This is a genomic window from Granulicella sp. L56, assembly GCF_009765835.1.
Classification (GTDB): domain Bacteria; phylum Acidobacteriota; class Terriglobia; order Terriglobales; family Acidobacteriaceae; genus Edaphobacter.
In genome coordinates, this window is record NZ_LMUS01000001.1 from 511,889 (window position 1) to 524,937 (window position 13,049).

Here is a 13,049-nt window from a genome sequence, read left to right on the forward strand (position 1 = left end):
AGGCTCCTAGAAGAATCCCATGGCATTGGGGCTGTAGCTGATGAGCTGGTTCTTGGTCTGCTGATAATGGTCGAGCATCATCTTGTGATTTTCGCGACCGATGCCGGACTGCTTGTAACCGCCGAATGCCGAGTGTGCCGGATACAGATGGTAGCAGTTCGTCCAGACACGTCCCGCCTGAATGCTCCGGCCAAAGTGGTAGGCGCGGTTCATGTCGCGCGTCCAGATGCCAGCGCCCAGCCCGTAGAGCGTGTCATTGGCGATTGCCAGCGCTTCTTCGTCGTCCTTGAACTTCGTGACCGAGACCACCGGCCCGAAGATCTCTTCCTGGAAGATGCGCATCTTGTTGTTGCCTTCGAACACGGTCGGCTCAATGTAGAAACCGCTGGCGAGATCGCCGCCATTTTCGGCGCGCTTGCCTCCGGTCAGCACCTTCGCGCCCTCCTGCTTGCCGATATCGAGATAGGAAAGAATCTTCTCCATCTGCTCGGTCGAGGCTTGTGCTCCGATCATGGTGTCGCGGTCCAGCGGATTGCCGCGCTTGATCGCCTTCACCCGTGCCAGCGCCCGCTCCATAAAGCGGTCATAGATCGACTCCTGCACCAGCGCCCGCGAAGGACAGGTACAAACTTCGCCCTGATTGAGCGCAAACATGGTGAAACCCTCCAACGCCTTATCGAAGAAGGCATCGTCCTCGCGCATCACGTCTTCGAAGAAGATGTTCGGACTCTTGCCGCCAAGTTCGAGCGTTACGGGAATAATGTTCTGTGAGGCGTATTGCATGATCAAACGGCCAGTCGTGGTCTCACCGGTGAAGGCTACCTTGTTGACGCGCGTGCTGGAGGCCAATGGCTTGCCCGCTTCCAATCCGAATCCATTCACCACATTGAGCACACCCGGAGGTAGCAAGTCTCCAATCAGTTCCAGTAAAACCAGTATCGACAGCGGAGTCTGCTCCGCCGGTTTCAACACGACGCAGTTGCCCGCGGCCAGAGCCGGAGCCAGCTTCCACGTCGCCATCAGGATCGGAAAATTCCAAGGAATAATGAGGCCGACGACACCAAGCGGCTCATGGTAGTGATAGGCCACGGTATCGACATCGATCTCCGAGATGCCCCCCTCCTGTGCGCGGATGCACCCGCCGAAATAGCGGAAGTGGTCGATGCTCAGCGGCAGATCGGCGGCCATCGTCTCGCGGATCGGCTTGCCGTTGTCCCAGGTCTCGACCGTGGCCAGCATCTCCAGGTTGTCTTCCATGCGCTGTGCGATCTGTTCGAGGATATGGCCGCGCTGCGCTGGAGAGGTGCGCCCCCACGCCGCCTTCGCAGCATGTGCGGCATCGAGCGCACGGTTCACGTCGTCCGCGTTCGAGCGCGGAATCTCGCACAGAACTTCGCCGGTCACCGGCGTGACATTTTCAAAGTAAGCGCCCGAGGCAGGAGCGACCCACTCGCCCCCGATATAGTTTCCGTATTGCTTGCGGAAAGAGACCGGAAATCCATAGCTTCCCGGTACGACTTTGCTGGCTGCTGCGGAGGTCATCGTGGACATGGCGTGCTACTCCTTCAGAGATGGGCTGTCTTGAGACGCAGAGAATCGCTTCGAGTAGCCCCGCGCCTAAGCGTAGCAACAGTACACCCGCACAGTAGACCGTTGCAACCGGCCCTGGACATCCCTCGCGACCTCAACAACCTGCTATGTTATTGCACCGTCGCCCGCGCATCGACACTGACCTGCACGTCTTTGCCTACACGCAGCATTAGCGTGCTCGGGTCCTTCATTCCCCATGCAACATAGGGCACAACAAAGCTCGTTGTCGCGTTCAGTTTTCCATCGCTCAATGAGGTCCGCACCTGTAGAAACAGCGGATGATCGGCACCGTGAATCGTAAACGTTCCCTCAACCGTTACCGTCTGCGTCTGCCCGTCATGAACCACTCCTGTGACTTTTTCAGGATGAAAGATGGCCTCAGGATACTTCTTGCTCTCAAGAACATCTTTCTTCATGCGATCATCGCGGCTCTGGTTACCGCTCTCCGCGGACGCGGTTTCGACAATGATCTCTCCGTCCGCTGTTCCCGTATCTTCGTCGAAGATGATCACGCCGCTCTTCAGTTGAAACGTCCCGCGAACGGTGTGCAGAACGTCCTTCAGCGTCCAGTCGATCTTTGTCGTCGCCGGGTCGAAATGAAGCGTCATCTTCGTGGGCGAGCTTTGCGCGCTGGCAGAGACCACCAGCAGCGAAAGAACCGCCGCCGCAAGTACATATCGAAATTTAGAGATCATTTTTCTCATCCTGCTGAAGATAACAATAGCCTTCCAAAGTCCACACCATGTCGTAATACAACCCTGGACAAGCTCTCTTCGTTGAGATGCACGCTCAGCATCGCCGCAAAAAGATCTGGTCGCCTGGCGAATCCCCTCAACACCCGCTGCCGCAGCAAGGGATGCCTGTCCATCAGCAGCATTGCGCGCGCCATCCCCTGCGGCAATCGCAGAATATCTGAATGCTGGGCCTGATACCGTTTTAACCCGCCCTCTGCAATCGAATCACGCAACAAAAGCGCCTGCCGGAACCCCATCGCAAGCCCTTCTCCGGTAATAGCATCCGCTGTGCCCAAGGCATCCCCCACCAACGCAACCCTGCCGCGTACCACGCGATCAAAGCTGGAGGTCGTCGTCACTGCTCCTCGTTGCGGTGTAAGCTGTTTCGCTCGCGCTAGCGAACCACGCAAGGCTGGAATGCTATCAATCACGCTCTGGAATGTCCCCGGCGACTGGGAGCGGGATATGACAGCGACGCACACCATACGCTCGCCAACTGGTGTCACATATGCCTGCCCTCCGTCTCCCCAATGCACCTCGACGTGTCTACCACCCGAATAGATGCCGGTCTCATCGCCGCGGTCAAACTCAAAATGGGCGCGAAAGCCAAAGCGACGGCTGCGAACCCCGCCTGCACTTAGACCAGCCCACGCGCGAGTCCGCGAAGACTCGCCATCGGCACCAATCAGGTATTTGTATCTGAGAACTTCGCCACCGAGCGTTGGCTCTTCTCCGTGCCGCAGCTCAACCAGACTCTTCCACCGCATCCGTACGCCCATCGCCGCCGCGCGGTCGAGCAATTGACGATGCAACGCCAACCGTCGCACCCCCAGCCCTTGACCCTCCGCAAACCGGGCGCTCACGGTGGATTGTCTGTCGGCAAAACGAATGCCGTCGAAAGGTGTGCCCGCCACTTGGGCGAGGTCGATTCCCAGTTTGGATAGTTCACACAAAGAATCGGGCATTAAACCTTCACCGCATGCCTTGTCGATAGGAGGCTCACATGCATCGGCGATCAATACATCCGCACCAGCCTGTCTCAAGGCAATGGCTGCCGCCAACCCTATCGGCCCTCCGCCGACAATCACTATATCCGCGCTCGCAAAGCCCAAGCTGCTACCTCTGGACGCCAGCAAAGCTTTCAAAACGAAAATGCAGTTCCGCTCCGTTACAAGCTAAATCGAAGAGGTTGTCAGACGTCGTCCGTTGGACTTAAGCCGGACGGGGATGTTAGCAAAGCTGTTGGAGGTGTGTCTTTGGCAACAAACCACTTAGCGAATATCTATCGGACTCGCCCGGCCGGTTTTTTCTGCTTCGGCGTCACGGTTACCGGAGCAGCCACCTTTACACCCGACTTCTCATCCATCCACGCATCCAGAAGGCTTTTCTTGAACCGCCAGCGGTTTCCCAGCTTGAACGCCGGAATAAATCCCTCCGACGCATAGCGGTACAGCGTGTCTCCACTGATGCCCAGATACTCCGATGCCTGCCGGATATCCATCACTTCGCGAGTTGCAACCTGCGCCAAAGCAGCCATCAGAGAACCCTCCGAACAACCGAAACAAACCGGATAAAACCCTGCTGCAACCGGCACACCCTTTGTACCGTTTTCCACAGCCCGGCACAACCAGAAACCATCGGGTGTTAACCAACTAACCGATAACGACCCAGCGGCCTTCACTACCCCAAAACCCATGGATAAAAGAAATAGAAGAGCCCCAGCGAATCTCGCTGGGGCTCTTCGCCTATGTTGCTAGCTAGAAGCTAAACAGCGTCCTTCAAGGGTTGCAGGCTCTGCAGGACATCCAGCAGATCCTGTCCAACCGTCCGGGTCTTGGCAATCGCATCGGCAATCGAAATGTCCGTGATCTGCGTTCCGCGCAGCACCACCAAGCGGCCAAACTTCCCCGCATGGACCAGGTCAATCGCCGCCACGCCATAGCGCGTCGCCAGCATACGGTCGTAGGCTGTCGGTGTGCCGCCACGTTGCGTATGGCCCAGGTTCACGCTGCGCGTCTCGTAGCCGGTACGCTTCTCGATCTCCTCGGCCAGCGTCTGTCCAATGCCGCTCAAGCGCGGATGGCCAAACGAATCCAGCGACTCGTCATGCGTGGCCACGGTACCCGCGGGGAACTTCGCCCCCTCAGCCACAACCACAATCGAGAACTTCTTGCCATGCTCGCGACGGTACTTGATCAGGCGGCAGGTCTCTTCGATATCGATTGGCACCTCGGGCACCAGAACAACGTCGGCGCCACCCGCAATTCCAGAGGTAATCGCAATCCAGCCCGCATCGCGTCCCATCACTTCGCAGACCAGCACGCGGTTGTGCGATTCGGCGGTCGAGTGCAGGCGGTCCACAGCTTCGGTGGCAATCATCACGGCGGTATCGAAGCCGAAGCAAGCGTCCGTGCCGTTCAAATCGTTGTCAATCGTCTTCGGCACGCCAACGCACTTCACGCCGCGCTCGCTGAGTGCAAGGCTGATCGACTGCGTATCATCGCCGCCCAGCGCAATCAGCGCGTCCAGCTTGTTGCGCTTGATTGTCTCAAGGCACTTCTCGAATCCGCCTTCGATCTTCTTCACGTTTGTGCGCGAAGAGCGCAAAATCGTTCCGCCCTTCTGCAAAATCCCCGAGGTCGTCTCCAGCGTCAGCGGCATCGTCACATCGTCGATGACCCCGCGCCAGCCTTCCATAAAGCCGATAAACTCATCCCCATGATGCTGGATTCCCTTGCGCACTGCCGCGCGAATCACAGCGTTCAGCCCAGGACAATCCCCACCACCGGTCAACATTCCAATACGCATCAACAATTCTCCTTTTTAGACAACAGAAAAATCATACGCCGAGATCTCAGCCTCAGACAGGACCTATACAGCCGCCTCAATCCGGTTCGCATGGAGCGTCTGCAACGCAACCACGCTCAACGTTCCCTGCTGCAACGCCGAGATACCCTCAGCCGCCGCCCGTGCCGCCGCCAGGGTCGTAATCGTCGGAATCCGCGCCAGCACAGCCGCCCGCCGAATCGCCTTCTCATCGAAGAACGTGTCCTGTCCGCGCGGCGTATTGATGATCAACTGAATCCGGTCGCCCTTGATCAGGTCTACGACGTTCGGACGCCCTTCCTTGACCTTGTAGACGCGCTCCGGCTGCATTCCAGCCTGTTCGAGCACAGCGGCCGTTCCATGCGTCGCCACCAGATGGAAGCCCATCTCGACAAACTCCCGCGCCAGCGAAACCACACCATCCTTGTCGTGGTCATTCACGCTCAGGAAGATCGTTCCCTGCAACGGAAGCACCTGTCCGGCGGCAATCTGAGCCTTGGCGAATGCCTCGCCGAAGTTGTCGGCAACGCCCATCACCTCGCCGGTAGACTTCATCTCCGGCCCAAGAACCGTATCCACTCCAGGGAACTTGCCCCATGGGAAGACCGGCGATTTCACAAAGTAATGCGAGCCGGTTCCAAGGTCCTTGCGACTCGCAACTGCATCCGGCAGCAGCTCCTTCAACTTGCGTCCGACCATGATGCGTGAAGCGATCTTTGCCAGCGGAATGCCCGTAGCCTTAGAGACATAAGGCACTGTGCGCGAAGCGCGCGGATTCACTTCGATGACATAGACCTTGCCGCGCTGGATAGCGAACTGAATATTCACCAGACCACGCACGCTCAGCGACATCGCCAGCTTCCGCGTGTACTCGCGAATCGTATTCAGGACATCGTCGCTCAAGTCGACCGAAGGCAGAACACACGACGAATCGCCGGAGTGAATCCCAGCCTCTTCGATATGCTGCATGATCCCGGCGATTACCACATCGTCGCCATCGCACAGCGCATCGACATCGACCTCCGTCGCATCTTCAAGGAAGTGGTCAATCAATACAGGCCGCTCCTGCGAGTATTCAATCGCCGTGCTCATATAGCGAACGACCGCCTCATCGTCATAGGCGATGACCATCGCACGTCCGCCCAGCACATACGAAGGCCGCACCAGCACCGGGTACCCTACGCGGTTCGCGCCCTCGACAGCTTCGGCCACGCTGGTCGCCATCGCGCCCTGCGGCTGCGGAATCTGCAACTCCTCGATCAGCTTGCCAAACCGTTTGCGGTCTTCGGCCAGGTCAATCGACTCCGGCGACGTGCCAATGATCGGCACTCCCGCCTTCTTCAACGGAAGGCTGAGGTTCAGCGGAGTCTGTCCGCCAAACTGCACGATCATGCCGATCTCAGCGCCCGACGAGGCCTCGTGCTCATACACTGCGAGCACGTCCTCCAGCGTCAACGGTTCAAAGTACAGCCGGTCGCTGGTGTCGTAGTCAGTCGAAACCGTCTCAGGATTACAGTTGACCATGATGGTCTCGTAGCCGTCTTCGCGAAGTGCGAAGGCCGCGTGGCAGCAGCAGTAGTCGAACTCGATTCCCTGCCCGATCCGGTTCGGTCCGCTTCCCAGAATCAGGATCTTCTTGCGCGTCGTCGGCGCTGCCTCATCCTCTTCGTCGTAGCAGCTATAGAGATACGGCGTATAGCTCTCAAACTCTCCGGCGCAGGTGTCCACCATCTTGTAGACCGGCAGCACGTTCAGCTTCTTCCGCAGCGCACGAACCGCCGCAGTCCCTTCCGCGCCCTTCAGGCCCCAGCTCGCAGCCAGCCGCTCATCAGAGATGCCCATTCGCTTGGCGGTGCGTAGCTGCTCCGCGGTGACTTCGTCCATCGACACGCCGCCGATAGCTTTGATCTCATCCGTAATCTGCTTGATCTGGTGCAGGAACCACGGGTCCATTGAGGTCATGCGCGCAACCTCGCGCACGGTCATGCCTCGCTCGAACGCATAGCGAATGTAAGCCAGCCGGTCAGGATGCGGTGTTACCAAACGCTGCGTCAGACGGCGCGGCTCGATGTCGTCGGCTGTGGCCTTCTTGCCCGTCTCGAGCGACCGCACCGCCTTCATCATCGCTTCCTTGAAGGTGCGGCCAATCGCCATCACCTCGCCGACAGACTTCATCTGCGGCCCCAGGCCCTCGTCCGCACCGGGAAACTTCTCGAACTGCCACTTCGGAATCTTCACAACGACATAGTCGATGGTCGGCTCAAAACAGGCCGGAGTCGCCTTGGTGATGTCGTTCTGAATCTCGTCGAGCGTATAGCCAACCGCCAGCCGTGCAGCAATCTTCGCGATAGGAAACCCAGTGGCCTTCGAGGCCAGCGCGGAGGATCGTGACACGCGGGGATTCATCTCAATCACCGTCATGCGGCCGTTCAGCGGATTGACCGCGAACTGCACATTGCTGCCGCCCGTCTCGACGCCAATCTCGCGGATGACGCGAATCGCCGCATCGCGCATCGACTGATATTCGCGATCGGTCAGTGTCTGCGCCGGAGCCACCGTAATCGAGTCGCCCGTATGCACACCCATCGGGTCAAAATTTTCAATCGAGCAGATGATGATGACGTTGTCATTCAGATCGCGGACAACCTCCAGCTCATACTCCTTCCATCCGAGCACGCTCTCTTCGAGCAGACACTCATGCACCGGCGAAAGGTCCAGGCCGCGCGAGAGAATCTCCATCAGCTCTTCGCGGTTGTAGGCGATGCCGCCGCCCGAGCCTCCCAGCGTAAACGAGGGCCGAATCACCACGGGAAATCCGATCTTCGTGGCAAACTCCAGCCCATCGCGAATATTGGTAATTAGCGCCGACCGGGGCATGTCCAGCCCGATCTTGGTCATCGCATCCTTGAACAACAGTCGATCCTCAGCCTTCTTGATCGCTTCCAGCTTGGCGCCAATCAGCTCGATGCCCAGCTTATCGAGAACGCCCGAATCGGCGAGATCGACAGCAAGGTTCAGCGCCGTCTGGCCGCCTACCGTCGGCAGCACGGCAAACTTACCCGAGCCAGCCGACAGCATCTCCGTTTCAACGCGAAGAATCTCCTCAAGGTAGGCCGTAGTCAAAGGCTCAATGTAGGTGCGGTCGGCAACTTCAGGGTCGGTCATGATGGATGCCGGGTTCGAGTTCACCAGCACCACCTCATAGCCTTCGGCCTTCAGCGCCTTACACGCCTGCGTGCCGGAGTAGTCGAACTCCGCCGACTGCCCAATCACAATCGGCCCCGAGCCGATCACCAGAATCTTCGCGATGTCATTCCTGCGTGGCATCTATTTCTCTTTCTCAACTAAATTTCTTTGTGTCGAAAAAATGCGCGGCCAAAGCCGCGCGATGAGCTTCTATTTCTTCCACTCTTCCATCATCTCCCTAAAATCGCGGAAGAGATAATGCGAATCGTGAGGCCCGGGACTTGCTTCGGGATGGTACTGCACGCTGAACATCGGATCGGTCTTATGCTTCAATCCAGCCAGCGTCTGGTCGTTCAGGTTGGTATGCGTCCGCTCCACATTCGCCGGAAGCGAATTTGGATCGACGTTGAAGTTGTGGTTCTGCGCTGTGATCTCCACCTTGCCGGTCTGGTGGTTCATGATGGGATGGTTGCCGCCATGATGCCCAAACTTCAGCTTGTAGGTCTTGCCGCCCAGCGCCAGCCCAAAGATCTGGTGCCCCAGGCAGATCCCGAAGATCGGCGTCTTTCCCTGTAACTTCTTTACATTCTCGACCGCATAATGCAGCGGCTCTGGATCGCCAGGCCCGTTCGAGAAGAAGACGCCGTCCGGGTTCATCGCCAGCACTTCTTCGGCCGGGGTGGTCGCCGGAACCACGGTCACGCTGCAGTTCTCGCGTGTCAACATCCGCAGAATGTTTTCCTTGATGCCGAAGTCGTAGGCCACGACATGCATCTGCTTGCCGTCCGCATTTTCCGCAGGCGTCAGTAGCGTATCTCCGGTCTGGTTCTTCGGCTCGCTGGCGTCCCACTTGTAGATAGTCTTCGTGGTCACCACGCTGGCAAGGTCGGTGCCATCCATCTTCCGGATTGCACGTGCCTTCGCCACCAGCGCATCCGCGTCAAGATTCTCACCGCTCGCGATTACGCCGCGCATCACGCCATTGGCCCGCAGATGCCGCACCACGGCACGCGTGTCGATGTCCGAGATCACGGGCACGCCATAGCGCTCCAGATACTCATCAGCGGCCTGGGTCGAACGCCAGTTCGAGCTCATCGGCGAGAACTCCCGCGTCACCAGCCCTTCGATGTAAGGCCGTATGGCCTCCGCATCGTGCGGTGTCGTCCCATAGTTTCCAATATGCGGATTCGTTAGAACCACAATCTGGCCCGCGTAGGAAGGATCGGTGAAGATCTCCTGATAGCCGGTCAGTGATGTATTGAAGACCACCTCGCCAGACCGTTCCGTCTGCGCGCCAAAACTCTTACCACGAAAGATGCGCCCGTCTTCCAGCGCCAGTATTGCCTGCATTGCCTCTCCAGAGGAGTGGATTTTATAGATTCTAACAGCTTTGGCGGGCATAAACCGCATCCTTTAAGCTGCCTCCCTCTAAACCTCTGTATTGACACGAAAAAAAGCCCGGAACATAGCGTCCGGGCCTCTTCTTTATCGTAAAAAAATTACTAGCGCCTGTGATGGCGATGATGATGACGACGATGATGCACCGCAGCATTTGCAGGGACGACAGCTCCTGCCAACACAACAAATGCAATGGCACCAAGGATCAGGTTACGAATCTTCATAAATCTCTCCTCCCCCTCCGCTATTTCGTCTTCCGAAATAGTCAGTCAGTACACGAAGCTTACTCTACCAAGAGTCATACTTCCAGCCACTCCGGAGTGAAATTTCTGAGAAGTTACCTGACTTATCATCTGCCTCGCCCAACTCTCCGGCATCTCTCCTACAATAGCTGTCAGGCGCCCTCGAATGAACCTGCCGCAAAAATCCGCTCTTCTCGAATCTACCCTCCGCGACCTCGGCAGCCTCCTCGTCGCCTACTCCGGCGGGACCGACTCCGCCTATCTCGCCTACGCAGCGCATCAAGCCCTCGGCGACGACATGCTGGCCGTCATCGCCGACTCCGCCTCCCTGCCCCGCGCCGAGCTGGCCGCCGCCCTCGCCTTTGCCGCCGAACACAGCATCCCCGTCCAGATCCTGCACACCGAAGAGCTCGAGAATCCCGACTACCAGCGCAACGACAGCAAGCGCTGCTTCCACTGCAAAGACGAGCTCTTCACCCGCATGGAGTCCGAGCGCCAGTCGCGAGGCTTCCGGCACATCGCCTACGGCATGAATCTCGACGACCGAGGCGAGTTCCGCCCCGGCCAGCAGGCCGCCGCCGAACACCACGCCGTCGCTCCGCTCGTCACAGCCGAGCTCACCAAGGCCGAGATCCGCCAGCTCGCCCACGAAGCCGGTTTGGAGCTATGGGACAAGCCTGCCTCTGCCTGCCTTGCCTCGCGCATCGAGTACGGCCACCCCGTCACCCGCGAAAACCTCTCGCAGGTCGAGCAGGCTGAAGAGGCGCTTCATGCCCTCGGTTTCCAGCAGGTCCGCGTGCGCCACCACGGCGACCTTGCCCGCATCGAGATCGCCCGCGCCGAGCTGCCCCGCGCCCTCTCGCTCGACACCCTCGACCGCATCACCGCCGCCCTGCGTCCCCTCGGCTTCCTCTACATCACCCTCGACACCCAGGGCTACCGCTCCGGCAGCATGAACGACATACTCCCTACGACCGCCATCGCTCCCGCCACAAAGTAAATCCCGCCTCCAACCATGAAACAATAAGCCCATGCGCATTGCCTATCTCGACTGCTTCGCCGGCATCAGCGGAGACATGTTTCTCGGCGCTTTGCTCGATGCCGGACTCGCCCCCCAGGTCCTCCACGAAGCCATCGCCTCCCTCAATCTCGGAGCCTCCCTCGAGATCGAAAAGACCGACCGCAGCGGCATTTCCTCCACTCGCGCCCTGGTCTTCGACGGAACCCAGATAGCCGAGAAAAACGATTCGGCCCATACCCACGCCGAGCCGCACACCCACGACAAAAAGCCCGAAGAGAAGGCCGCACCCCACCATCACGGACGCCACCTCAGTTCCATCCGCAAGATCATTCAATCCAGCACCCTGGCAGACGAAGTAAAGCAAACCGCGATTCGCGCCTTCGAACTCCTCGGAGCCTCCGAAGCCAAAATTCATAACGTAGACGTAGAAAAAATTCACTTCCACGAAGTAGGCGCCATCGACGCCATCGTCGATATCGTCGCGGCCTCCGCAGGCATTCACGCCCTCGCCGTCGATCAGTGGTTCTGCTCCCCGCTCAACGTCGGCGGCGGCTCCATCGACTGCGCCCACGGCCACTTTCCTGTTCCCGCTCCCGCCACAGCGGACCTTCTGCGCGGCCTGCCCACCTACTCCGACTCCGCCGCCCCGCAGATCGAACTGGTCACCCCTACCGGCGCAGCCATTCTCCGCGCCCTCTCTCCCACCTTCAGCCAACCGCCCGTCATGCGCGTCCATCGCATCGGATACGGTGCCGGAGGCCGCAACCCCAAAGGCTTCCCCAACGTTCTGCGCCTCAACATCGGCGAGTCCGCGCAGGCCCCCGTCACAGATACAGCCACCAACGCCGTCACCGTTCTCGAAACCGCGCTCGACGATCTCAACCCGCAGATCATCGCCCACGTCGCCGAACAAGCCCTGCAGCAAGGCGCGCTCGACGTCATGCTCACCCCGGTCATCATGAAGAAGGGCCGTCCCGGCACGCTTCTCACCGTCCTCTGCGACCCTGAAAAATCCGCCGCCCTCGAGCGCCTGCTCCTCCGCGAGACCAGCACCCTCGGCATCCGCATTCACCAGCAACAGCGCTCCTGCCTTGACCGCAGCCACCACACCGTCTCCACGTCCTACGGAGAGATCCGCATCAAGGTAGGCTCACTCGGCCACGATGAATTCAAGGAAGAACTCAATGCCAACCCCGAGTTCGAGGACTGCCGCGCCGCCGCCGCAGCCCACAACGTCCCCGTCAAACAGGTCGTCCAATCCGCCATCGCCGCATATCACTCCGGCAAATCAAAATGAACAAAACATCTCTTCTCGAACTTCTGGCCGAAATCCAGCGCGGCACCCTCACCCCGGAGCAGGCCTCCGGGCGCCTCGCCAATCTTCCCTTCGAAGACCTCGACTACGCCAAGATCGATCACCACCGCTCTCTCCGCAACGGCCTGCCCGAGGTCATCTACGCCGCAGGTAAATCACCCGAGCAGACCGCCGAAATCTTCGCCCACATGGCCGCAACCGGCATCGACGTTCTCGCCACTCGCGCCGACGAGGCCACCGCAGCGGCAGTTCTCGCCCTTACTCCAGCGGCGAAGTATCACCAGCCAGCCCGCGCCATCACCCTTCGCCAATCGCCTCCAGCCGAGCCGCACGGCCACGTCGCCGTCCTCTGCGCCGGAACCAGCGACCTCCCGGCCGCCGAAGAAGCAGCCGTCACCGCCGAGCTCTTCGGCGCGCAGGTCACCCGCATCTATGACGTAGGCGTCGCCGGCATCCATCGTCTGCTCGCCCAGCGCGACATCCTCGCCACCGCCAACGCCGTCATCGTCTGCGCCGGAATGGAAGGTGCGCTGCCCAGCGTCGTCGGCGGCCTCGTCGCCGTTCCTGTCATCGCCGTCCCCACCTCCGTCGGCTACGGAGCCTCCTTCTCGGGAGCGGCCGCTCTCCTCGGCATGCTCAACTCCTGCTCGCCCAATGTCTGCGTCGTCAACATCGACAACGGCTTCGGCGCCGCCTATACCGCAACGCTCATCGCTCGCGCCGCCCATAAGTAACCA

10 protein-coding genes are annotated in these 13,049 nt (G+C 59.5%); 3 read left to right on the forward strand and 7 right to left on the reverse strand.

The window, feature by feature from the left end; translation table 11 throughout:
* Positions 1 to 6: 6 nt before the first annotated feature.
* The 7 genes from adh to carA all read right to left on the reverse strand — a co-directional run bounded on the left by adh (position 7) and on the right by carA (position 9,686).
* Positions 7 to 1,542: an aldehyde dehydrogenase gene (adh, locus tag GSQ81_RS02175; protein WP_158909861.1), complete on the reverse strand. Its 1,536-nt coding sequence runs from the start codon at positions 1,540 to 1,542 to the stop codon at positions 7 to 9.
* 158 nt (positions 1,543 to 1,700) lie between these two features.
* Positions 1,701 to 2,285: a YceI family protein gene (locus GSQ81_RS02180; RefSeq protein ID WP_158909093.1), complete on the reverse strand. Its 585-nt coding sequence runs from the start codon at positions 2,283 to 2,285 to the stop codon at positions 1,701 to 1,703.
* A 5-nt stretch (positions 2,286 to 2,290) separates the two neighbouring features.
* Positions 2,291 to 3,436, reverse strand: coding sequence for an NAD(P)/FAD-dependent oxidoreductase (locus GSQ81_RS02185; RefSeq protein ID WP_158909094.1), 1,146 nt, complete (start codon positions 3,434 to 3,436; stop codon positions 2,291 to 2,293).
* A gap of 170 nt (positions 3,437 to 3,606) precedes the next feature.
* On the reverse strand, positions 3,607 to 3,861 hold the full coding sequence (locus tag GSQ81_RS02190) for a helix-turn-helix domain-containing protein (protein ID WP_158909095.1): 255 nt from the start codon (positions 3,859 to 3,861) through the stop codon (positions 3,607 to 3,609).
* Positions 3,862 to 4,088: 227 nt separating this feature from the next.
* Positions 4,089 to 5,132, reverse strand: a complete 1,044-nt coding sequence (locus tag GSQ81_RS02195; RefSeq protein WP_158909096.1) for a 6-phosphofructokinase — start codon at positions 5,130 to 5,132, stop codon at positions 4,089 to 4,091.
* A gap of 63 nt (positions 5,133 to 5,195) precedes the next feature.
* The gene (carB, locus tag GSQ81_RS02200) at positions 5,196 to 8,477 is read right to left on the reverse strand and encodes a carbamoyl-phosphate synthase large subunit (RefSeq protein WP_158909097.1); all 3,282 of its coding nucleotides are present in this window, start codon (positions 8,475 to 8,477) and stop codon (positions 5,196 to 5,198) included.
* Positions 8,478 to 8,546: 69 nt separating this feature from the next.
* On the reverse strand, positions 8,547 to 9,686 hold the full coding sequence (gene carA / locus GSQ81_RS02205; protein WP_158909098.1) for a glutamine-hydrolyzing carbamoyl-phosphate synthase small subunit: 1,140 nt from the start codon (positions 9,684 to 9,686) through the stop codon (positions 8,547 to 8,549).
* Positions 9,687 to 10,142: 456 nt separating this feature from the next.
* Between carA and larE the strand changes: the two genes are divergently transcribed.
* From larE to larB, 3 genes are read left to right on the forward strand one after another with little or no spacing between them, the layout of a single operon-like run.
* Positions 10,143 to 10,976: an ATP-dependent sacrificial sulfur transferase LarE gene (larE, locus tag GSQ81_RS02210; protein WP_158909099.1), complete on the forward strand. Its 834-nt coding sequence runs from the start codon at positions 10,143 to 10,145 to the stop codon at positions 10,974 to 10,976.
* Positions 10,977 to 11,007: 31 nt separating this feature from the next.
* Entirely contained in the window at positions 11,008 to 12,294 is a 1,287-nt protein-coding gene (gene larC, locus GSQ81_RS02215; protein ID WP_158909100.1) for a nickel pincer cofactor biosynthesis protein LarC, read from the forward strand.
* A complete protein-coding gene (gene larB / locus GSQ81_RS02220; RefSeq protein ID WP_158909101.1) occupies positions 12,291 to 13,046 on the forward strand; it encodes a nickel pincer cofactor biosynthesis protein LarB in 756 nt (251 codons plus the stop codon). Before larC ends, larB begins: the two co-directional genes overlap by 4 nt.
* The last annotated feature ends 3 nt before the right edge of the window (positions 13,047 to 13,049 follow it).